This is a genomic window from Paenarthrobacter sp. 10L420, assembly GCF_056395385.1.
Map to the genome: position 1 here is coordinate 339,300 of NZ_JBFTJK010000002.1, position 21,330 is coordinate 360,629.

At 63.0% G+C, this 21,330-nt stretch carries 18 protein-coding genes; 17 read left to right on the forward strand and 1 reads right to left on the reverse strand.

From position 1 onward, the window contains the following. Positions 1–23: 23 nt before the first annotated feature. Positions 24–1,076: a LacI family DNA-binding transcriptional regulator gene (locus AC1DD5_RS06660; protein ID WP_477520938.1), complete on the forward strand. Its 1,053-nt coding sequence runs from the start codon at positions 24–26 to the stop codon at positions 1,074–1,076. 28 nt (positions 1,077–1,104) lie between these two features. Then, complete coding sequence (locus AC1DD5_RS06665) at positions 1,105–2,289, forward strand: Gfo/Idh/MocA family protein (RefSeq protein WP_477520939.1); 1,185 nt, start codon at positions 1,105–1,107, stop codon at positions 2,287–2,289. Here the strand turns inward: AC1DD5_RS06665 and AC1DD5_RS06670 are convergent, their stop codons facing one another. Beyond that, a complete protein-coding gene (locus AC1DD5_RS06670) occupies positions 2,290–3,216 on the reverse strand; it encodes a LysR family transcriptional regulator (protein ID WP_477520940.1) in 927 nt (308 codons plus the stop codon). It abuts the gene before it with no gap. A gap of 107 nt (positions 3,217–3,323) precedes the next feature. Here AC1DD5_RS06670 and tdh point away from each other — a divergent pair, with 107 nt between their 5' ends. From tdh to AC1DD5_RS06745, 15 genes are all read left to right on the forward strand, one after another. Further along, positions 3,324–4,370 (forward strand): L-threonine 3-dehydrogenase, encoded by a 1,047-nt coding sequence (tdh, locus tag AC1DD5_RS06675; protein ID WP_442016971.1) that lies wholly within the window; start codon positions 3,324–3,326, stop codon positions 4,368–4,370. Positions 4,371–4,417: 47 nt separating this feature from the next. Then, a complete protein-coding gene (locus tag AC1DD5_RS06680) occupies positions 4,418–5,611 on the forward strand; it encodes a glycine C-acetyltransferase (RefSeq protein WP_442016972.1) in 1,194 nt (397 codons plus the stop codon). Positions 5,612–5,820: 209 nt separating this feature from the next. Continuing rightward, a complete protein-coding gene (locus tag AC1DD5_RS06685) occupies positions 5,821–6,918 on the forward strand; it encodes an NAD(P)/FAD-dependent oxidoreductase (RefSeq protein ID WP_442016973.1) in 1,098 nt (365 codons plus the stop codon). 11 nt (positions 6,919–6,929) lie between these two features. Continuing rightward, positions 6,930–8,168, forward strand: coding sequence for an imidazolonepropionase (gene hutI, locus AC1DD5_RS06690; RefSeq protein WP_477520941.1), 1,239 nt, complete (start codon positions 6,930–6,932; stop codon positions 8,166–8,168). Positions 8,169–8,201: 33 nt separating this feature from the next. After that, the gene (locus tag AC1DD5_RS06695) at positions 8,202–9,746 is read left to right on the forward strand and encodes a DUF4118 domain-containing protein (protein WP_477520942.1); all 1,545 of its coding nucleotides are present in this window, start codon (positions 8,202–8,204) and stop codon (positions 9,744–9,746) included. Continuing rightward, positions 9,743–10,426: a response regulator gene (locus AC1DD5_RS06700; protein WP_442016976.1), complete on the forward strand. Its 684-nt coding sequence runs from the start codon at positions 9,743–9,745 to the stop codon at positions 10,424–10,426. The genes AC1DD5_RS06695 and AC1DD5_RS06700 overlap by 4 nt, the downstream gene beginning before the upstream one ends. 122 nt (positions 10,427–10,548) lie before the next feature. Beyond that, positions 10,549–12,525: an APC family permease gene (locus AC1DD5_RS06705; protein WP_477520943.1), complete on the forward strand. Its 1,977-nt coding sequence runs from the start codon at positions 10,549–10,551 to the stop codon at positions 12,523–12,525. A gap of 18 nt (positions 12,526–12,543) precedes the next feature. Beyond that, positions 12,544–12,921, forward strand: coding sequence for a hypothetical protein (locus tag AC1DD5_RS06710; RefSeq protein ID WP_477520944.1), 378 nt, complete (start codon positions 12,544–12,546; stop codon positions 12,919–12,921). Between the two features lie 82 nt (positions 12,922–13,003). Next, positions 13,004–14,989 carry an APC family permease gene (locus AC1DD5_RS06715; protein WP_477520945.1) on the forward strand — a complete coding sequence of 662 codons (1,986 nt, stop codon included), beginning with the start codon at positions 13,004–13,006 and terminating at the stop codon, positions 14,987–14,989. Positions 14,990–15,065: 76 nt separating this feature from the next. Further along, a complete protein-coding gene (locus AC1DD5_RS06720) occupies positions 15,066–16,445 on the forward strand; it encodes a TrkH family potassium uptake protein (RefSeq protein WP_477520946.1) in 1,380 nt (459 codons plus the stop codon). A 190-nt stretch (positions 16,446–16,635) separates the two neighbouring features. Next, complete coding sequence (locus AC1DD5_RS06725) at positions 16,636–17,553, forward strand: SIS domain-containing protein (RefSeq protein ID WP_477520947.1); 918 nt, start codon at positions 16,636–16,638, stop codon at positions 17,551–17,553. Positions 17,554–17,562: 9 nt separating this feature from the next. Next, positions 17,563–18,528, forward strand: a complete 966-nt coding sequence (locus AC1DD5_RS06730; RefSeq protein ID WP_477520948.1) for an ROK family protein — start codon at positions 17,563–17,565, stop codon at positions 18,526–18,528. Then, entirely contained in the window at positions 18,525–19,520 is a 996-nt protein-coding gene (locus AC1DD5_RS06735) for a 1-phosphofructokinase family hexose kinase (RefSeq protein WP_477520949.1), read from the forward strand. The genes AC1DD5_RS06730 and AC1DD5_RS06735 overlap by 4 nt, the downstream gene beginning before the upstream one ends. Beyond that, positions 19,502–20,356, forward strand: a complete 855-nt coding sequence (locus AC1DD5_RS06740; protein WP_442006202.1) for a class II fructose-bisphosphate aldolase — start codon at positions 19,502–19,504, stop codon at positions 20,354–20,356. Before AC1DD5_RS06735 ends, AC1DD5_RS06740 begins: the two co-directional genes overlap by 19 nt. A gap of 23 nt (positions 20,357–20,379) precedes the next feature. Next, entirely contained in the window at positions 20,380–21,171 is a 792-nt protein-coding gene (locus AC1DD5_RS06745; RefSeq protein WP_477520950.1) for a DeoR/GlpR family DNA-binding transcription regulator, read from the forward strand. Positions 21,172–21,330 lie beyond the last annotated feature (159 nt).

Consider the following 21,330-nt stretch of genomic DNA (forward strand, 5'->3'; position numbering starts at 1 on the left):
ACACCAACAAGCAGGGGGAAATCATGGCAAAAGCGAGTAACACGGGCGTCCGGCCCACCATTCGCATGGTGGCCGAACTCGCGGGTGTTTCCACGGCCACGGTTTCCTATGTGTTGTCCGGTCGCCGGGGTGATGCGGGACCGGGAGTTTCGGACCCGACGGCGGAGAAGGTCAAGGCAGTTGCGGAGCGGCTTGGCTACCGCCCCAACCAGGCTGCCCGGGCTATCCGGACAGGGCAGACGAACACCGTCATCCTGTCATTGACCATGCTGTCCGATCCTTGGTCGTTATCCGTCATCGAGGCGGTGCAAAAGGCGGCAGCTCCCTTGGGGATCACGCCGATGATCCTTGGCGACGCCGACTGGGTGAAGGTCCTTGGCACTCATAACGCCGATGCCGTCTTCGTGGATGCAGTCCGGCCCGAACAACGGGGCGCACTTCGGAAACTCGCGGAGCATGGGACCACGCTCGTGGCTTTTGACGAAGAGCTTGAACCTGAGGGCTTTGACGTCATCAGGTCTATTGCAGGGCCAGGTTGCCGCATGGCCGTGGAGCACCTCCTCCACGGCCATCGGAGGATCGCTTGCGTCACCCCGGCCACGGCTGCCGGCGCCTCGGGCGGCACCCGCTACCGGGCCTACTCAGAGGCCCTGGTGGAAGCCGGCATCCCGGAAAACGAGGATTATGTGGGCCTCTTCGATGGCACGTCCGCCGGTGCGTATGCTGCCACAACGCGGCTGCTCAGCCTGCCGGAGCGGCCTAGTGCCATCTACGCCACCACGGACTTCGCCGCCGTCGCTGCCATCAATGCGGCTCAACGGCTCGGGCTCGCCGTTGGTGTTGACGTGGACATCATTGGCGTGGGCAACACTGTGGAGGGGGAGCGGATGTCGCCGTCGCTCAGCACGGTGGGCCCCGTGGATTTCTTCGGCAAAATGGCCCGGCTTCTCTTGCAGCGGGCGACGGCACCCGCTGGCCCGGAGGCCAAGGGCGAGCCGGCGGTCCTGGACTTCCCGTGGCACCTGTTCGTGCGCGAATCCGCACCCCACCGCAGCTCAGCAACCAGACTTTTTTAAACGAACCAGCAGAAGGAAATTGCACCTCATGGAAAAGGATTTGAAGGTCGGCATCGTGGGTTTCGGCCTGCGCTCCGGGCTGTGGAGACACGCCCATAAACCGGGTCACGGCTCTGAAGTCACCATCGTCTGTGACGTGAGCGAGAGGGGACGGGCGGACGCCGCGGCGAGCATCCCCTCGGCCCGCATCACCAGCGACCTCGAAGAAGTGCTCGCCAGCGACCTGGACGCTGTCCTGGTGTTGACCCCCGATAACCAGCATGCCGCCGTCGCGGTTCGTACGCTCAAGGCCGGCATTGCGACCTTCTGTGAGAAGCCCCTGGATATCACCGTGGAGGCAGCGGACCTGATTTTGAAGACGGCCTATGAGACCGGAACGCGCTTGTACGTTGGACACAATATGCGGCACATGCCGGTTGTAGTACAGATGCGCCAAATCATTCAGGAGGGCAAGATCGGCGAGGTCAAGGCCATCTGGTGCCGGCACTTTGTCGGCGATGGCGGGGACTACTACTTCAAGGACTGGCATGCCCAGCGCGCCAATGTCACCTCCCTGCTCCTCCAAAAAGGGGCGCACGACATCGACGTGATCCACTGGCTGGCCGGCGGGTACACCAAGCGGGTTGCCGCCGTCGGTGATCTCGCGGTCTATGGCGATGTCACCAACCGCAGCAACAACGCGGGCAAGCGCATGGGCGAATGGTACTCGGTGGACAATTGGCCGCCCACGGAGCAGAGAGGCCTGGCTGAGGTGATCGACGTCGAGGACATTTCCATGATGAACATGGTCCTGGACAACGGCGTTCTGGCTTCGTACCAGCAGTGCCACTTCACCCCCGATTACTGGCGCAACTACACCATCATTGGCACCAGGGGCAGAATCGAGAACTTCGGCGACGGCCCCGGGAACACCATCAACGTCTGGACCAGCCGGACCTCGGGCTATGCGGCGCCGGACGAGGTACACACAATCCAGGACGGTGACGGCGGCCATGGGGGCGCAGACCCGCGCCTTATCGAGGAGTTCCTTCGCTTCGCTTCCCGAGGCGGCCAAACGCAGACCAGTCCCGTAGCTGCACGGCAGGCAGTGGTGGCCGGCGTACTCGCCACCGAATCGCTGCGCGGCGACGGCTGCGCGCGGGAGGTCCCTGCACTGCCCGCCGGGCTTGTGGCCTACTTCGACGCCGGACAACCGGCCTTGGCCCGTGGCTAGCTAGCGGGGGCTGGATAGCTCGATAAGTTCGGTCATGACGGTTTGAAGTGACTCGCAAACCGTCATGACTGATTTCCGTTTCAGCGTTTCGGGCCTGGCCAGGATGTCGATCTTACGCACCGCGTTCACGCCGGATAGGGGCCGCAGCACAACGCCGGCATCCAGGACGCGCCGCGCCGTGAACCTTGGCAGGAGTCCGATCGCGCCGCCAGCCGCCACAAGTGCGGCAACAGTTGAGTAGTCGTTGATGCGGTGCAGCACTTCGGCGGGCCGTCCACTCACGGCAACGACGGCGGCGAGCACGTCCGCAGGGGAGTAGCCGTCGCGGCTGGTCACCCAGGTTTCATCCACGACGTCGGAGGGCTTGAGTTCGCGCCGGGATGCCAGCGGGTGGTCCGCGGGTAGGGCGACGTCCAGGGGTTCGTCCGCCAGTGGGATCACGGCCACTTTGTCTTCCGGCCACGGCGGGCTGTTATCCATCCTGTGTGCCAGCACGAGGTCGTAGCGGGCAACCAACCCCGGGAAATCTTCCTGGGCCACATCCTCATCCGAGAGTCGGAGCCTAGGCGACTTCCCGCCGTCGGACGCCAACAGCGCTGCCAACGGCGCAAACAGCGCCTGCCCCGCACTGTGGAAGGCACTGACACTGACAGGCGCGTCCGGAGCGTCGTGATAGGCGCCGATCGCTGCCCGCGCATCCGCCATGGCGTTCACGACGGCGGCCCCGGCCTCGGCGAGGACCTGTCCGGCGTCGGTGAGGACCAGGGCGCGGCCTTCCTTGCGTGTCAGCGGAACGTCCACCGATTTCTGCAGGAGCGCGAGCTGTTGCGAAACGGCCGATGGGGTGACCATAAGAGTCTCGGCCACAGCTTTGACACTGCCCAGGTCCCCGAGTTCACGAAGCATCTGCAACTGATGGATTTCCATTAGCAAATCCTAAATCGTTGATTGAGAAGAATCTAGTTGTGCTAAATCGTCAGCGGCGCTCTAATGGAGTCAGCAGCAGCGAAGCAGCCCCAGCAGTGAGGAATCCCATGAAGGCTCTCTACAAATCCGGACCACACGCAGGGTTCGAACTCGTTGACCGTCCAGAGCCCGAAGCGGGACCCAGCGACGTCAAGATCCGGGTCATGACCACGGGCATCTGCGGTACCGACCTCCACATCCAGAGCTGGGATGCCTGGGCCCAAAGCATCATCGAAACGCCGCTCATTGCGGGCCACGAGTTCTACGGTGAAGTAGTGGAAGTGGGCGAGGACGTCCGAGACGTCAAAGTTGGAGACCGGGTGTCCGGTGAAGGCCACGTGGTTTGCGGAATCTGCCGCAACTGCCGTGCTGGACGCCGCCAGATGTGCATCCACACCGTCTCCGTTGGAGTGCAGCGCGATGGTGCGTTCGCCGAATTTGTGGTCATTCCGGAGACCAACGTGTGGGTCCACCACGACGAATCCGTCACGCCGGAACTCGGTGCCATCTTCGATCCCTTCGGCAACGCTGTCCACACAGCCCTGAGCTTCCCCTTGGTGGGCGAAGACGTCCTCATTACCGGCGCAGGACCCATCGGGCTGATGGCCATTGCCGTCGCCCGCCATGCTGGCGCCCGCAAGATCGCCATCACTGACGTATCTGCTCCCCGACTGGAACTGGCCCGTCAAATGGGCGTTGACCTCGCCGTCGACGTTTCCAAAATGCGCGTCCGCGACGCCCAGCGGGAGCTGGGTATGCGCGAAGGATTCGATATCGGCCTGGAAATGTCCGGACACCCCACGGCACTGCCTGAGATGATCGACAACATGAACCACGGCGGGCGGATCGCCATGCTGGGCCTTCCCAGCCAGTCCATCGACATCGACTGGGGCAAAGTGGTCACCCACATGCTCACGCTCAAGGGCATCTATGGCCGCGAAATGTTCGAGACGTGGTACGCGATGAGCGCCATGCTTTCTTCCAACCCCGTGCTGCACCGGAACATCTCCGCAGTGGTCACCGACAAGCTGTCGGCGACCGACTGGGAGAAGGGCTTCGACATCGCCCGCGCCGGAACCGGCGGCAAAGTAGTCCTCGACTGGACCGAACTCTAACCCCGCTGCCGCCACAGAACCTTTCCCGACGTATTCAGGAGCACCCCATGTACTCAGCCATCAAAGACCAACTCCAAGGCGAACTCGACGAGATCCGCGGCGCCGGCCTCTTCAAGACCGAACGCCACATCGATTCCCCGCAGGCCAGCCACATCGCCGCCGGCCAGCTCGGCCAGCCAGCCAACACTGTGCTGAACTTCTGTGCCAACAACTACCTTGGCCTTGCCGACCACCAGGACATCATTGCCGCCGCCAAGTCCGCCATGGACGAGCGCGGCTTCGGCATGGCGTCTGTGCGCTTCATTTGTGGCACCCAGGATCTTCACCTGGAACTCGAGGCCCGTGTCTCGGCGTTTTTGGGCACCGAAGACACCATCCTGTTCTCCAGCTGCTTCGATGCCAACGGCGGTGTCTTCGAATCCCTTTTCGGCCCCGAAGACGCCATCATCTCGGACTCCCTCAACCACGCATCCATCATCGACGGCATCCGCCTGAGCAAGGCCAAGCGCTTCCGCTACGCCAACCAGGACATGGCTGACCTTGAGGCGAAGCTCGTTGAGGCCGAGGGTTCCCGCCGGAAGATCATCGTCACCGATGGTGTGTTCTCCATGGACGGCTACCTTGCCCCGCTCGAAGCCATCTGCGACCTCGCCGAGAAGCACGACGCCCTGGTGATGGTGGACGACTCCCACGCCGTCGGCTTCATGGGACCCACGGGTGCCGGTACTCCCGAGCACGCGGGTGTTTCCCAGCGCGTGGACATTTACACGGGAACGTTCGGCAAGGCCCTCGGCGGGGCATCCGGCGGCTACGTTTCAGGCCGCGGCGAAATCGTCGCGATGCTGCGCCAGAAGGCACGTCCGTACCTGTTCTCCAACTCCCTGGCGCCGGCCATCGTGGCCGCCACCATCAAGGCGATCGAGCTGGTCCAGGAATCCGGCGAACTCCGCACCCGCCTGTTCGAAAACGCAGCCCTGTTCCGCCGCCGCATGAGCGAGGAAGGCTTCGAGCTCCTCGACGGCGAACACGCCATCATCCCCGTGATGTTCGGTGACGCTGTGATTGCCGCAAAGGTTGCCGATGAGATGCTCGGTCACGGCGTGTTCGTCACCGCCTTCAGCTACCCCGTGGTTCCGAAGGGAGCGGCCCGCATCCGCGTCCAGCTTTCCGCCGCACACAGCAGCGACGACGTCGAAGCTTGCGTTCAGGCGTTCGTCAAGAGCCGGGCAGCGGTCGCCTAACCGTCCCCGATGCTCTCTCACATCCTGCCGCGTCAGGCCCGATCTTCTCTCACATCCTGCCGCTTTCCACCGGATGTTCGATCACTTTCTTGACGCAAGGGAGAGAACATCGGGGCGTTGGGGGTTGGATGTGAAGCAACATCCGGCCGTTGGGGGTTGGATGTGAGAGAGGGATGGGCACCTCTCGTGCCGTCTGACAGGATGGAGCCATGGCTTCGAACTATGACGTGGTAATCGTTGGCGGCGGCATTGCGGGGCTTTCCCTGGCGTCCGCGCTCGCAGGGAAGTGCACGGTTGCACTGGTGGAGGCCGAACAATCGTTGGCCTTCCACACCTCCTCGCGCTCGGCCCGCCAGCTGATTCCGAGCTACGGGCCGCCCATAGTGCAGGAACTCACGGTCCGGACCCTGGAGCTGATGAGGGCCCGCGACGCCGAACTTCCGGAGCCCGTCCTTACCCCACGCAGGTTCATGCTGGTGGGCGATGAGGAAACAGTCCGGGCAGAAGCCAGCGGCAACATGCACACAATCACCCACGCTGAAGCCATGCAGCTCTGCCCGGTCCTGAAGCCGGACTCGTTCCAGGCCGCGGGGTTGGACAACGGCTCGTTTGGTTGCAATGCACCGGCCTTGTTGGAAGATCACCGGAAGAGGGCTCAGGCGGCGGGAGCTGACATCATCACCGGTGCGCGTGTCCACTCGGCCCAGCGGCTCGGAAGTGGCTGGCAGGTGGGTGCCGGAACGGAAGGTTTCCAGTCCGCCGTCGTGGTTAATGCCGCGGGTGCGTGGGCGGATGAGTTGGCCGTCATCAGCGGCGTGGAGAAGTTGGGACTGCAGCCTTATCGGCGGACCGCGGCGATTGTGAACGTCGAGCAATCGCTGACGCCGCAAACGCCCATGGTGGCTGCAGCCGATCACTCGTTCTACTTCCGCGCCGAGGGCAACCAGGTGCTCATCTCGCCGTCGGAAACCGTGCCCAGCGGGGCCGAAGACGCTAAACCTTATGCCGGTGATGTGGACAAACTCATCAGCAGGCTCAACTCACTGACAACCTTGGGCATCCGTTCAGTGGATCGTGCATGGACGGGGTTGCGGACAGAAGCTGCGGACGGAATCCCGGTGGTTGGCTTCGACGCCGAAGCGAAGGGCTTTTTCTGGCTGGCCGGGCAGGGCGGCTACGGATTCCAGACGTCCTCAGCCATCGCCGAGCTGGCGGCCGGCCTGATCCTGGGCGAGGTAAAAGAGGACAGTCCGGAATCCCGGACAGCCGAACAGCTTGCGGCCGTTCGCTGGTCCATCCGGCGCTGAACAATAGGGACATGAGCGGAATCAGCAGTCCAGGACAAAACAGCACTCTTATCACCAACATCGGCGAGCTGATGACCCAGGACCTGGAGCATCGTGTCCTCAAAGACGCCGCGATCGTGTTCGAAGGCGAGCGCATTGCCTGGATCGGGTCCAACAACGACGCTCCTGTGGCGGATACAAAGATCGACGCCGAAGGCCGCGCCGTCCTGCCTGGCTGGGTCGACTCGCACTCCCACCTCGTTTTCGCCGGTGATCGCACAGCCGAGTTTGAGGCCCGCATGGCCGGGCAGAGTTACAGTGCCGGCGGCATTGCTGTCACTACGGGGGCTACCCGCAGCGTGAGTGACGATGAACTGACGACTCTGGTGAGGGACCGTGTCACTGAAGCCGTCTCGCAGGGGACTACCTACCTTGAGAGCAAGACCGGCTACGGCCTGGACGTGGAGAACGAAGCCCGCAGTGCACGCATCGCCGCGGCTCTGGTGGACGAGGTCACCTACCTCGGCGCGCACCTGGTGCCGGCCGGGTCCGATCCGGAGGAGTACACGGACCTGGTCTGCGGTGAAATGCTCGACGCCGTCCTGCCGCATGTGCGCTGGGCGGATGTGTTCTGCGAGCGCGGTGCGTTCACGGAAGAGCAGTCCCGCAGGGTCCTTACGGCTGCCCGGGACGCGGGGTTGGGGCTGCGCGTGCATGGCAACCAGCTGGGCGAGGGGCCAGGCGTTGCGTTGGCCGTGGAGTTCGGGGCCGCCAGCGTGGACCACGTGAACTACCTTTCGCAGATGGACGTTGACGCGCTGGCGGGAACCTGGAAGGGCTGGGACCCGGCTACGGGCAGTGGCGCCCGTGGAACCGTCGCAACGTGCTTGCCCGCTTGTGACTTGTCCACGCGACAGCCGCTCGCACCGGGCCGGGAGCTGATCGATGCCGGCGTGCAGATCGCCCTCGCCGCCAACTGCAACCCCGGTACGTCGTACACGAGTTCCATCGCGTTCTGTGTAACCACGGCGGTCCTGCAGATGCACCTCAGTGTCCACGAGGCCGTTCGGGCGGCGACGTACGGCGGCGCCCTTGCATTAGGCCGCGATTCCGGGAACGACGTCGACGGCGAACGGGCGGTGGGTTCGCTCGCCGTCGGTCATCGCGCGGACCTTCACATGCTGAAGGCGCCCTCGGCCACGCACCTCGCGTACCGGCCGGGGATCCCGCTGACGCATTCGGTGTGGCGGGCGGGCGTGCGCGCGGTGTAACAAGACCCCTTGCACAGCTGACAGACTGTGGACATGGCAAGGGGAATTCTTCGCATATTTCCGGGAATGACGTCGGGAGGCTTGGGCCGCGCCAGGACCACGACGGGTTTTGTCCTGGCGGTGCTGATCCCCGTTCTGGTCACCGCACTGATGTCTTTTGCCCCGGATCTGAACTTTGCCACCCATGTCCTGGTGCATTTGACCGGGGTGATGGCGGTGGCGTTCATCGGCGGTCTATGGCCTGCGGTGCTGGCCGCGATTCTGGACTCGTTGCTGCTGAATTATTTCGAGACCGAACCAGTCGGGACTTTCAGAATCAGCGACCCGCAGATTCTGTTTGCCGTGCTCGTGTTCCTGGGTGCCGGGATTGCTGTGTCCTTGGTCGTAGGCCTCTCGGCCAAGCGGGCCCAGGAGGCTATTCATGCCCGTGCCGAGGCGGCGACACTCTTGGATTTGGCCAGGAACGCCCTGATTGAGGACGACACGATTGCGACATTTCTGGATAAGGTCCGTGAGACCTTCCAAGTGGGCTCGGTGGGATTATTTACCCGAACCCCCGGCACCAGAGACTCCGGTACAGGAACCTCCAGCACAAGGGATGGCTGGGAACTCCAGGCGCAGTCAGGTGACTCGCCGCCACAGCCTCCGGGTTCGGTTGATTCAGGGGTCGGGGCCTTTGAAATGGCAGATTCCGAGACGGCCCTTGTGGTCTCTGGCAGGCCACTCAGTGCCGGCGAGCGGCGGTTGCTGGCGGCCCACGCGACCCACCTGCTTTTACTAAGGCAACGTTATGCACTCCAGCTCAGGCTGAAGACGACCACGAAACTGGCTGAGGGCAACAGCATCCGGACGTCCATTCTGAACGCTGTCAGCCATGACTTGCGGACACCATTGGCCGGAATCAAGCTGGCCGTGACCGCCCTGCAGCGCCAGAAGCGACGGCTTCCCGAAGAGATACAGGACGAGATGCTCCATACCATCGACTCCTACGCGGACCGCCTTGACTCCTTGGTGGACAATCTGTTGGACATGTCCCGGATCTCCAGCGGATCCACCGCCCCGCTCACGTCCTCGGTGACGTGGCGTGATGCCATCGAAGACGCGCTGCGGGGAGTGCCGGAAGGAGCTATCCGGATCGATCTGGCTCCGAACATTCCAGCCATTGATGCTGACCTGGGCATGCTGGAACGCGTCATTGCCAATATCGTCGAGAATGCCCTGAAATATGCGGCAGGCTCGGATATCGTCATCGTGGGACCTGCCAATGGTTCGGGGGTGGCCACGATTGAAGGACGCCCCTGCGGAGAGCTGAGGATCGTGGACCACGGCGAGGGTGTGGCCGCGGCGGACGTGATCGCCATGTTTGAGCCGTTCCAGCGGCTGGACGACGCGCCGGCTGGCTTGGGCATCGGACTGGGACTGGCTGTTGCGAAAGGCTTTACCGAAGCGATGGGCGGCCAACTGAAGGCTGAACCGACACCGGGAGGGGGACTGACGGTTGCCATCCGCCTTCCTCTTTCCGCCGGCGACGGGAATGCGCATCCCGCATCCGGCAGCGCGGAACGAGGTGAGGCATGAGGACCGTGCTCGTCGTAGACGATGAACCCCAACTGCTACGCGCTTTGCAGGTAAATCTGCGCGCCGAGGGATACGAGGTGCTCACCGCAATGGACGGCACCACGGCTCTGCAGCATGCCGAGGTCAACCATCCGGAAATTATCGTTTTGGATCTTGGACTGCCGGACATCAACGGCGTTGACGTCATCACCAGGATCCGTCGTTCCAGCAGCACTCCAATCATTGTCCTGTCCGCCAGGCAAGGGTCCGTGGACAAAGTCCGTGCCCTCGACGCCGGCGCGGATGACTACGTCACGAAACCTTTTGGCCTGGACGAACTCCTGGCACGGTTGCGAGTCGCTGAACGCCGTCTCGGGACGTCCGACGGCGGCGAACAAGTCGTGATCGTCGACGTCGGGGACTTCGCAGTGGACCTTGAAAAGAAGAAAGTGACCCGCGACGGCGCACCAGTGCGGCTCACCCCGCGGGAATGGGCCATCCTGCAACTGCTGGTCTGTAACCCGGGACGTCTCATCACCCAGCAGCAGATGCTGGCCAGGATCTGGGGCCCGGGATACGACGGAGAAACGCATTACCTCCGCGTCTACATGGGACAGTTGCGCCGCAAACTTGAAGCCGACCCTGCCCGGCCCAGGCATCTGCTCACCGAAGCCGGGATGGGTTATCGCTTCGAGCCGTAACCGGCAGCGCGGAAGGGGTGTAAATGATTCGTAAATAGAAACGTCTTTCCCGGTTTGATGCTTTCCCTTGGTGTTAGCTTCGGCTGTGACCGCGGCGCATTATGCCGCGCGGAAAGGAAATAATGACCACGTTGAGCAGGCCCCCTGCTGACCCATCGGCGCCCAAGCCAGCCGGAAAAGCCGCACTGAAAAACTGGCTGCTGTTCGGGCTCCAGGACAGCAAAGGCACCCATCAGGGCCCTGGCGGAATAACCGCGGCCAACGAGAAGAAGCATCCGTGGTGGCAGGTCATGTGCCTGACCGGCGTCGATTACTTCTCCACCCTGGGTTACCAGCCCGCGATCGCGGCACTGGCCGCCGGCGTGATCTCACCATTGGCGACCCTGGTGCTCATTGCCGTCACCTTGTTGGGCGCCCTGCCCGTCTACCGCCGCGTCGCCCGGGAAAGCCACCGTGGCGAAGGCTCCATCGCGATGCTTGAACGGCTCCTGCCACGCTGGGGCGGCAAGCTCTTCGTCCTCATCCTGCTCGGATTCGCCGCAACCGACTTCATGATCACCATGACCCTCTCCGCCGCCGACGCAAGTGCACACCTCATTCAGAACCCTGTCGCCCCCGGTTGGTTGCAGGGGCAGAACATCCTCGTCACGCTCTTCCTCCTGGCGCTGCTGGCTGCCGTCTTCCTCCGCGGCTTCAAGGAAGCCATCGGAGTCGCTGTTGTCCTCGTCGTCCTTTACCTGGGCCTCAATGCCATAGTCGTGGTCGTGACCCTCACCCAGGTGTTCACGCACCCGGTCGCCATGGGCGGGTGGTGGAACGCGCTCTGGACCTCGCACGGGGACCCGATCATGGTCGTGGGAATCGCTCTGCTCGTCTTTCCCAAGCTTGCCCTCGGACTCTCAGGCTTCGAAACAGGTGTCGCCGTCATGCCCCAGGTCCGGGGAGACGAGGCCGACACCGAGGAAAACCCGGCGGGCCGCATCCGCGGAACGCGCAGAATGCTCACAACCGCCGCTGTCATCATGAGCGGATTCCTTTTCACCACCAGTTTCATCACCGTCGTCCTGATCCCGGAACAGGAATTCCAACCCGGCGGCCAAGCCAACGGCCGCGCCCTGGCGTTCCTCGCCCACGAATATCTCGGCGTCGGCTTCGGCAGTATCTACGACATCAGCACCATCGCCATCCTGTGGTTCGCCGGGGCCTCCGCCATGGCAGGACTGCTGAACCTCGTCCCGCGGTACCTGCCGCGCTACGGGATGGCCCCCGGGTGGGCCAAGGCCGTCCGCCCACTGGTGCTCGTCTTCACTCTCGTCGGTTTCCTCATCACCTTCCTCTTTGAAGCCGACGTCGACGCCCAGGGCGGCGCGTACGCTACCGGCGTTCTGGTGCTGATGACCTCGGCGGCCGTTGCCGTCACGCTCTCTGCGCGCCGACGCAGGCAGCGTAAACGCACCATCGGCTTCGGCATCATCTCCCTGGTGTTCACCTACACCACCATCGCCAATATCTTCGAACGCCCCGAAGGCATCAGGATCGCGGCAATCTTCATCCTGGGAATCATCGTGATTTCCCTGCTCTCCCGCATCCGACGCTCCTTCGAACTCCACGCCACCCGCGTCCACTTGGACCGCCAGGCCCTGGAATTCATGTCCGACACCCTCGAAGGACCCATCGCGATCATCGCCCACGAACCGCTCCGGCTCACCGCCGACGCGTACCGGGACAAGCTCACCTCAGCGATCGAGGTCAGCCATCTGCCCCTGGAGCAACAAGCCATCTTCCTCGAAGTGATCGTCGACGATTCCTCGGACTTCGAAACGGAACTGCAAGTACACGGTGTGATGCGGCACGGGTACCGCATCCTGGAGGTCCACGGTCCCGTCGTACCGAACACCATCGCGTCTGTCCTGCTCCACATCCGGGACGTCACGGGGCTCATGCCACACATCTACTTTCGATGGACGGAAGGAAATCCTTTCACCAACCTCCTGCGCTTCCTGTTCCTGGGCGAAGGTGAAATCGCTCCCGTCACCAGGGAAGTGCTGCGGGAGGCGGTGCCTGATGTCACCCAGCGCCCGTGGGTGCACGTCGGCTGATAAAGGAGGTGTTCGCGGATGGGCGCGCATCAAGACGATACCGACGGCGGCGTGAGGTTCGCTGCGCTGCCGGACTCAGTTGAGGGTTACGGGGGCCGGGGTGTAGACGGCGCTGCGTATTGCCCTCCGGGGGGCTACCTCTTCAGGGACAAAGCCGGAGACACATGGTGGATTATTTTCCAGGTATCTCCTGACCCGGGTTCTCACGGAACCAAGGTCCGTGGAGATGTCCTGGGCTGCAGCGAAGCCTACGACGAGCTTGTTCACGTCCGGGTGCTGGCCTCCGACGTGCTCCGCGAAGATGCTGATTCTGCCTTCCATCAGCAAGCACCCTCCAGCTACGAAGAGGCGGCAAGGGTTGCCGCAAGCATCCCCCGAGGCGTAAAGGAACCGTAAAGGAGTCCCGATTTTCCTGCTTCCACGTTTTCTCCGGTGCTAGGCTCCCGGAGATCATGTCGGCAGACAGGAAGACGAGGCAGTGACAACATCGGCCCGGAAGGACATTCCGGACAGCATCCCAACCCCTGAACGCAAACGGCAATCAGGAAATCCGCTGGTGCGATGGTTGTTGGAACACCGCGTCCACCAGCCCGTCGGTCCTGAATCTGTTGAGGACCACGCCACGCAGCAAAGCTGGTGGAAGGTCATGTGCCTGACGGGCGTCGATTACTTCTCAACGTTGTCCTACCTTCCCGGCATAGCAGCACTTGCCGCCGGTGCCCTTTCCCCATTGGCGACGTTGTTGATCGTTGCTCTGACCTTGCTGGGGATGCTGCCGATGTACCGCAGGGTGGCAAAGGAAAGCCCCCACGGTCAGGGATCCGTGGCCATGCTGGAGAACCTCCTGCCTTTCTGGCGCGGCAAAATTTTCGTACTCGTCCTTCTCGGCTTCGTTGCGACATCGTGGATTATCACCATCACCCTGTCCGCGGCCGACGCAACGGTCCACCTTCTGGAGAACCCTTTCCTTCCGCCTTTCCTTGAAGGCCAAGCAGTGGCAGTCACCGTCGTACTCCTGCTGATCCTGGGCGGGGTGTTCCTGATGGGCTTCAGCGAGGCCGTCGCCGTGGCGATACCGCTCGTGGCCGTGTTTTTGGGACTGAACGCCATCATCATCGGCGTTGGGATCTTCGACATCGCAGCTTCTCCGGCCCAATTGTCCTCCTGGTCCGGAGCGTTGACTGCCGCGTCCGGAGGTGGCCTGGGCGCACTGATCCTGCCTGCCCTGATCGCCTTCCCCCTCCTCGTCCTGGGCCTTTCGGGATTCGAGACCGGCGTCAGCATGATGCCCCTGGTTTCGGCGAAGGGTGCGACTCCCGAGGAACGGCTGGCTGCCCGTATCAGGAACACCCGCAAACTCCTCACCACCGCTGCGGTCATCATGAGTGTCTATCTGATTGGCAGCAGTTTCGTCACGACTGTCCTGATACCGGCAGAAGCATTTCGGGAGGGCGGGGAAGCCAACGGCCGTGCCCTGGCCTACCTGGCACACCAAAGGCTCGGCGAAGGATTCGGATCCATATACGACATCAGCAGTGTCCTGATCCTCTGGTTCGCCGGGGCATCAGCGATGGCGGGATTGGTCAACATCGTCCCGCGATATCTCCCCTCCTACGGCATGGCGCCGGACTGGACCCGGGCGGTGCGTCCCGTTGTACTCGTCTACACAGCCGTGAGCGTACTGATTACCATCGGCTTCAACGCGGACGTGAACGCCCAGGCAGGAGCCTATGCCACGGGAATTCTTGCCATGATGGTTTCTGGCGCCGCCGCGGTGACCATCTCAGCCCTCCGCCGAAAACGACGCCGGGCAGCCATCGGTTTCAGCGTGCTGACCCTCATTCTGCTCTACGCCCTGATAGCGAATGTCATTGAGAAACCTGATGGACTCACCATCTCCGGCTTCTTCATCCTGGGCATCATCGTTGTGTCGCTCGTTTCCCGGGTTAGCCGGACGACCGAGTTGCGTGTGGACCGCATCGAATTCGACGAGAATGCGCGTCGTTTTATCGCAGATTCCCTCGACTACGACGGCCGGCTCAACCTCATCGCCAACCGCCCCGAGGCACGGGATGCTGCCGAATACGCGGCCAAGGAAACCGATCAGCGGGAACTGAACCCGGTCCCTGGCTCCGCCGACGTCATCTTCCTGGAAATCGATGTCAGTGACCCCTCCAGTTTCAGCGACACGCTCACTGTTACCGGCGTCGAAGTTGCCGGTCACCGCATCCTGCGAGCCCAAAGCCCCGCCGCACCGAACGCGATTGCTGCGATCCTCCTGGCTCTGCGCAACGCCACTGGCGTCCGTCCCCACGCTTACTTCGAATGGTCTGAAGGTAACCCGTTGGCACACCTGATGCGATACCTGCTGCTGGGCCGCGGCGACACTGCCCCCGTCGTCCGGGAAATCATCCGCGAAAACGAACCCGACCCGAACCTTCGCCCAGGCATCCATGTCGGCTAACCCGAAGCCGTCGGCTAACCCAAATCTCCGCTCCCGCACCCCTGGACCACCCCCACCCGGGAACGGCAACGCACGCATGTTGTGGAAGCACCGGGACCCACAGACGCGACGTGAAAACGTCCTGAGGCGCGCCCTCTCACACCCAGTCCGCTCAGTACCCCTTGCTTTCCTGGCAGTCATCCTCCTCGGCGCAGCACTGCTCATGCTGCCCGTCTCCCGCAACGGCACTGAGCCTGCCACGCTCATGACGGCCCTGTTCACCGCCGTGTCCGCGACGTGTGTCACGGGCCTGGTTACCGTTGACACGGCAACCTACTGGACACCTTTCGGGCATGTCGTGATTCTGGCACTCATCCAGGTTGGCGGGTTCGGCATCATGACGCTCGCGACCCTGCTGGCGCTGCTCGTCCGCAAAAGCATCGGCTTGCGCGGCCAGCTTGTTGTGCAGTCAGAAACGCACACCCTCAACCTCGGGGACGTCCGCTCCGTGCTCTTTCGCGTTGCAAGGATCATGGTCGTTTTTGAAGCGGTAACGGCTGCAATCCTGGCTGTCAGGTTCTGGCTCGTCTACGACTCCAACCCAGCGGTTGCGCTGTGGCATGGCGTCTTCCACGCGGTATCCGCCTTCAACAACGCGGGGTTCGCGCTCTACAGTGACAACCTCATCAGTTTCCGCGAAGACCCTTACATCCTGGTCCCCATCTGCCTGGCCATCATTTCCGGTGGTCTCGGCTTTCCCGTACTCATCCATTTGTTGAACGGCGGGGGACTACGGGTCCGGAACTGGACGGTACATTTGCGCCTCACAGTCTTCGGTACGGTCTTCCTGCTCATAGTCGGCTTCGTGTTGTTCGCCGCGTTCGAATGGAACAGGGCCGAAACCCTGGGTCCGCTGTCCATCCCGGGAAAGATCGTCGGTTCCCTGGCCGGAAGCGTGTTCCCGCGCACCGCGGGATTCAACAGCATCGACTATGGAGTGGCTTCACCGGAGACGCTCATGGTCAGCGACATTCTGATGTTCATCGGAGGGGGAAGCGCCGGAACTGCCGGTGGAATCAAGATCACGACGTTCCTCCTCCTTGCTTTCGCCATCTGGAATGAAGTCCGGGGACGGGACGATGTGACCATAGCCCACCGGTCCATCAGCCCTGCCTCGGTACGGCAGGCCCTTTCGGTGGCGCTGCTTGGCATCGGTGCTGTCATTACCGGAACCATGCTGCTGCTCATGTTCACCGACTACAGCCTTGAGAAAGTCCTGTTCGAATCCATCTCCGCTTTCGCCACAGTCGGCATGAGCACAGGTATCACGTACAACCTCCCTCCTTCGGCTGAGTGGGTGCTCATGGTTCTGATGTTTACAGGCCGCATCGGGACCGTGACGGTAGCTTCGGCGCTGGCCCTATCCTCCCGCCCCCGCCTGTTCAACCTGCCCGAAGAGCGGCCCATCATCGGCTGACTGGAACAGGTTTAGCCTTCCCTGCTGCTCGTAGCCGTTTCCCCTGACAGCACTTCGCCATCGTCCTGACTACTGGGCTGCCCAATTACCGGATCCACTCCTGCAGATGATCCTTGTGAGATCGAAACTGATCGTTTAGTGTTTCTATAGATCATAAAACGTCATTGGCTGAGCAGGAGCGAAACACACGATGAGCGAGAACACACTGGGCGCCTTCATGGAAGAAGAGCTTGTATCACAGCCCGATGTCTGGCAGCGGGCCATCGACCAGGCCCGTGCTGAGAAGTTGCTTCCCGCCGACGGTCAGCGGATCGCCGTCATCGGCTGTGGCACGTCCTGGTTCATGGCCCAGAGCTATGCTGCCGCCCGTGAATCCGCAGGCAAAGGCGTGACGGATGCCTTCGCGGCGTCGGAGGCTTTCCTGAACAGCAACAGTGCGGATCGCCAGTACGACGCCGTTGTGGCCATTACGCGGTCCGGCACCACCACTGAGGTGCTGGAGATCCTGGCAGGGCTGAAGGGCATCGTCCCCACTGTTGCGATTATTGGCGATACGTCCTCGCCAATCGTTCAGCTGGCCGACGCAGTGATCGGACTCCCGTATGCAGATGAGCGATCCGTGGTGCAGACCCGCTTCGCGACCTCGGCACTGGTTTACTTGCTCACCAGCCTTGGGATTGATGTCAAGCAGGCTATCGAGGACGCACGGGATGCAGTGACAGGTCCCGTGGCACAGGAACTTCTGGATGCTGAGCAATTCACGTTCCTCGGTACCGGATGGACTGTCGGCCTGGCCCACGAGGCAGGACTTAAGATGCGCGAAGCCGTTCAGGGCTGGACCGAGTCCTACCCGGCCATGGAATACCGCCATGGTCCCATCTCCATCGCGGCGCCAGGACGCGTGACCTGGTTGTTTGGCGCACAGCCCGAGGGCCTTGATAAGGACATGGCCGCCACGGGTGCCCTATACATCCACACGGACAAGCACCCGCTGGCTGAACTGGCCCGCGTTCACAAAGTGACCCTGGAACGTGCGCGCGTCCGTGGCCTCAACCCCGACCTGCCCCGGAACCTGACGCGCTCCGTCATTCTCGACGCCTCCGCCTAGGCACTCATCATGGTTCTCGGGCATGCAGAATCAGCAGTCCTGGCCTTCGACGTCGGCGGTACAGACGTGAAGGCCGGACTCGTGGATGCCTTTGGAAAAGTCCTGGGCATGCGCCGGGTCCCCACGCCCCTGGATCCATCGCACCCAGGGGAAGCCGTACTGGACAAGCTGACGGAGCTCGCCCGCCAGCTTGCTTCCGAGTTTCCGGATATCCCGGCCAAAGCAGCGGGCGTCATCGTCCCTGGCATTGTGGATTCCGTGGGAGGAATCGGGATCTACTCCGCGAATCTTGGGTGGCGCAATTTCCCGTTCACCGCCGAAGCCGAGAAGAGGCTGGGCCTTCCTGTGGCGTTCGACCACGATGTCCGCTCCGCTGCTGCCGTGGAACACGCCTTTGGTGGATCCAAGGATTTCAAGGACGTCGTGGTCATGGTGGTGGGCACTGGAATCGCCGCCGCGGTCTTCTCCGGTGGTGTGGCCGTCACGGCCGGTGGTTTCTCCGGTGAACTCGGCCACGCCCAGGTGCCGGACCCCGACGCCGGAACTCAAGGAGCCGGAACTCAAGGAGCCGGAACTCAAGCACCAGGGGCCACCATCCTTGAGGCCGTGGGTTCGGCAGGCGCCATCGCCAAGCGATACAGCAGAAAGTCGGGCAACATCGTGGACGGTGCCCGGGACGTCCTGCTCCGGTCCCAAAATGGAGATGCCATGGCTGCCCGTGTGTGGGCGGATGCGGTGGACGCCCTCGCCTTCACCATCTGCCAGTGCGTGAACATCATCGGCACTGAAGCGGTAGTGATCGGGGGAGGCCTGGCCGAAGCAGGCGAGGACCTCCTGGAACCGCTCCGCGCGCGGGTTGACCAGATCCTGGACTTCCAACGACGTCCGCGCCTCATCCAAGCCCAGCTTGGCCAGGACGCCGGGCTCCTTGGCGCGGCGTTGAACGCGCGTGCGCTCCTGGACGGTGCACGATGACCGGCCCAGCAGCGGCCGGAACGTCCCGAAACGCCGCAACCCGCATTGTCATCGTGACCCCCAATCCCGCCATCGACATGACCTACACCGTCCACGGAATCACCGAGGGCGCCAGCCACAGGGTCCCCACACCCATCAGCCGTGCCGGGGGCAAAGGACTCAACGTTGCCAGGGTGGTCCACCAAGTGGGGCATCCGGTGCTGGCCATTGCTCCTACAGGCGGAGCCGCAGGACAGACCCTGGCTGCTGAACTTTGGACCAGTGGAGTGCCTCACGCACTGGTTTCCGTGGCTGCCGAGACCCGCCGCAGCATCGCGCTCGTGGACACCGTCGCCGGGGAGACCTCCATCTTCAACGAGGAAGGCCAGGCGCTCTTGCCGGACGACTGGCGCTCGCTGACTGCCGCCGTCGTTGAAGCCGTACGCGGCGATGCCGGAGAAGCTCCGGCAGCTGTGCTGGTGGGTTCCGGCAGCCTGCCGCCGGACGCACCTGCCGATTTCTACTCGTCCCTCGTAAAGCTGGCGCACGACGCCGGCATCCCGGCCATCATTGACACCTCCGGGCCCGGAATCATCACCGCTGCCCAGGCGGGTGCCGATGTCCTGAAACCCAATCACCACGAACTCGCGGAAGCCACGGGGGAGTCGAGCGTGGAAGCCGCGGCGCTCTCGCTGATTGCCATGGGTGCGCGCACGGTCCTGGTCAGCGCCGGTGCGGACGGAATGCTCGCTTTCGACCACGCGGCTCCCGGCGGTTACTGGACTGCCAGCCTCCCCGAGCCCCTGAGCGGCAACCCCACAGGGGCGGGCGACGCCGGTGTGGCGGCTGCCGCCGTCGCCCTCGCCGAAGGCGTTACCGAACCCCGCGAGATTCTCCGCCGGGCTACGGCCTGGTCCGCCGCCGCTGTGCTCATGCCCGCAGCAGGCGAGATCTCGCCGAGATACCAGGAACTTGAAGACCAACTGATCGTGACATGGAAGGAGACCCGGTGACCCTTGTCAGCACGCGGGAATTGATGGACAAGGCCGTGGCCAGCGGTACGGGCCAAGGCGCGTTCAACGTCATCCACGTGGAAACAGCGGAGGGGCTGGTGGCGGGTGCCGAGACAGCGGGTGTTCCGCTGATCCTGCAGATTTCGGAGAACTGCGCAAAGTATCACGGTGGACTTGAGCCGATTGCTGTGGCGACTTTGGCGATCGCCCGCGACGCATCGGTGCCCGTTGCCGTTCACCTGGACCATGCCGAGTCCGAGGACCTCGCCATCGCGGCCGTGGACCTCGGTTTTGGCTCCGTAATGTTCGACGGCGCGCACTTGCCCTATGAGTGGAACGTCGAAGTCACGCAACGGGTAGCCCGCTACGCCCACGAGCGAGGCGTTTACATGGAGGCCGAACTCGGCAAAGTGGGAGGCAAGGACGGCGCCCATGCACCCGGTGTCCGGACCGACCCCGACGAGGCGCAGGCGTTTGTTGAAGCAACGGGTGTGGATGCGCTCGCAGTGGCCGTTGGCTCCTCCCACGCCATGACCGAACGCAGCGCAGCACTGGACCTGCACCTGATTACGCGGCTGAAGTCGGCGGTCGGAAAACCGCTGGTCCTGCATGGCTCTTCAGGCGTCACAGACGAGATGCTCGTAGCTGCGATCGGCGCAGGTATGACTAAGATCAACGTATCCACACATTTGAACGGGTTCTTCACCCGCGCCGTCCGTGAGTACCTCGATGCCAACCCTGCAGTGGTGGATTCCCGGAAGTACATCAAGGCCGGCCGGGACGCACTGGTGCTGGAATCCGCACGTATGCTCACGCTGTTCGCCAAAGCGAAATAGCCAGACCCCGCGAAAGGCTCGTCATGACCCGCACCGATCGGCTGACCGCCATCCTTGACCTCCTGGCCGAATCCGGCCATGTGGAAGTCGAGGACATCGTGACGCGGCTTGGCGTGTCACCGGCCACGGCGCGCCGGGACCTGGACAGCCTTGCAAAACAACGGCTGCTCAGCCGTACGCGGGGTGGCGCCACCACCGGATCCGTATCTTACGACCTCCCGGGCCGATACAACCGTGACGACCACGCCTTGGCCAAGCAGGAGATCGCCCTGGCCGCCTCCGCCCTGATCCGGCCCGGAGCGGTGATCGGCCTGAGCGGGGGAACCACCAATACGGCTCTGGCGCAGTTGCTGTCCACCCGTGAGGACCTCAACGCTCCGTCCAACAGGCCCACTCTCACGGTGGTAACCAACGCAATTAACATTGCCTCGCAGCTCGCCGTTCGTCCGAACATCAAGATCATGGTTACCGGCGGAATCCTGAATCCGCGCTCCTACGAGCTTGTTGGGCCCTACACCGACGTGATCATGCAGAAGGTTGCCCTGGACATTGCGTTCATCGGGGTCAACGGCGTTGACCCCGATCTCGGCCCCACCATCACCGATGAAGGCGAAGCCATGGTGAACACCGTCATGGCGCGCCGGGCCACTGAATCCTACGTGGTTGCTGACTCCTCCAAGGTGGGCCGTCGCTCCTTTGCTGCCATGGCCGGGTATGACTTCCGGCACCTCATCACGGATTCCGGGATCAGCGCCGCGGACAAGGCTGCGTTCGAAGCCAAGGGCACGGAAGTCATCGTCGCCCCCGGCAACTAAGTGCTTCCTGCTAGTGCCGCGTGTTTGAAGTTGTCTTTGGCTTGGCTTTCGCCAGGATTTCTTCGGGTGATTTGGTCCAGGTGAAGGGGTGGCTGCGTTTGTTCCAGCCGGTGATGAATTGCCGGATCTTGCGCATCAGGTCCGTGACCGAGGTGAACG

What these genes read in the sequence shown, in the direction of transcription:
- AC1DD5_RS06720 (WP_477520946.1), top strand. Translation starts at nt 15,066, where the DNA reads ATGTTGTGGAAGCACCGGGACCCACAGACGCGACGTGAAAACGTCCTG.
- tdh (WP_442016971.1), top strand. Translation starts at nt 3,324, where the DNA reads ATGAAGGCTCTCTACAAATCCGGACCACACGCAGGGTTCGAACTCGTT.
- AC1DD5_RS06680 (WP_442016972.1), top strand. Translation starts at nt 4,418, where the DNA reads ATGTACTCAGCCATCAAAGACCAACTCCAAGGCGAACTCGACGAGATC.
- AC1DD5_RS06700 (WP_442016976.1), top strand. Translation starts at nt 9,743, where the DNA reads ATGAGGACCGTGCTCGTCGTAGACGATGAACCCCAACTGCTACGCGCT.
- AC1DD5_RS06710 (WP_477520944.1), top strand. Translation starts at nt 12,544, where the DNA reads ATGGGCGCGCATCAAGACGATACCGACGGCGGCGTGAGGTTCGCTGCG.
- AC1DD5_RS06725 (WP_477520947.1), top strand. Translation starts at nt 16,636, where the DNA reads ATGAGCGAGAACACACTGGGCGCCTTCATGGAAGAAGAGCTTGTATCA.
- AC1DD5_RS06685 (WP_442016973.1), top strand. Translation starts at nt 5,821, where the DNA reads ATGGCTTCGAACTATGACGTGGTAATCGTTGGCGGCGGCATTGCGGGG.
- AC1DD5_RS06740 (WP_442006202.1), top strand. Translation starts at nt 19,502, where the DNA reads ATGGAAGGAGACCCGGTGACCCTTGTCAGCACGCGGGAATTGATGGAC.
- AC1DD5_RS06745 (WP_477520950.1), top strand. Translation starts at nt 20,380, where the DNA reads ATGACCCGCACCGATCGGCTGACCGCCATCCTTGACCTCCTGGCCGAA.
- hutI (WP_477520941.1), top strand. Translation starts at nt 6,930, where the DNA reads ATGAGCGGAATCAGCAGTCCAGGACAAAACAGCACTCTTATCACCAAC.
- AC1DD5_RS06705 (WP_477520943.1), top strand. Translation starts at nt 10,549, where the DNA reads ATGACCACGTTGAGCAGGCCCCCTGCTGACCCATCGGCGCCCAAGCCA.
- AC1DD5_RS06730 (WP_477520948.1), top strand. Translation starts at nt 17,563, where the DNA reads ATGGTTCTCGGGCATGCAGAATCAGCAGTCCTGGCCTTCGACGTCGGC.
- AC1DD5_RS06670 (WP_477520940.1), bottom strand. Translation starts at nt 3,216, where the DNA reads ATGGAAATCCATCAGTTGCAGATGCTTCGTGAACTCGGGGACCTGGGC.
- AC1DD5_RS06660 (WP_477520938.1), top strand. Translation starts at nt 24, where the DNA reads ATGGCAAAAGCGAGTAACACGGGCGTCCGGCCCACCATTCGCATGGTG.
- AC1DD5_RS06735 (WP_477520949.1), top strand. Translation starts at nt 18,525, where the DNA reads ATGACCGGCCCAGCAGCGGCCGGAACGTCCCGAAACGCCGCAACCCGC.
- AC1DD5_RS06665 (WP_477520939.1), top strand. Translation starts at nt 1,105, where the DNA reads ATGGAAAAGGATTTGAAGGTCGGCATCGTGGGTTTCGGCCTGCGCTCC.
- AC1DD5_RS06695 (WP_477520942.1), top strand. Translation starts at nt 8,202, where the DNA reads ATGGCAAGGGGAATTCTTCGCATATTTCCGGGAATGACGTCGGGAGGC.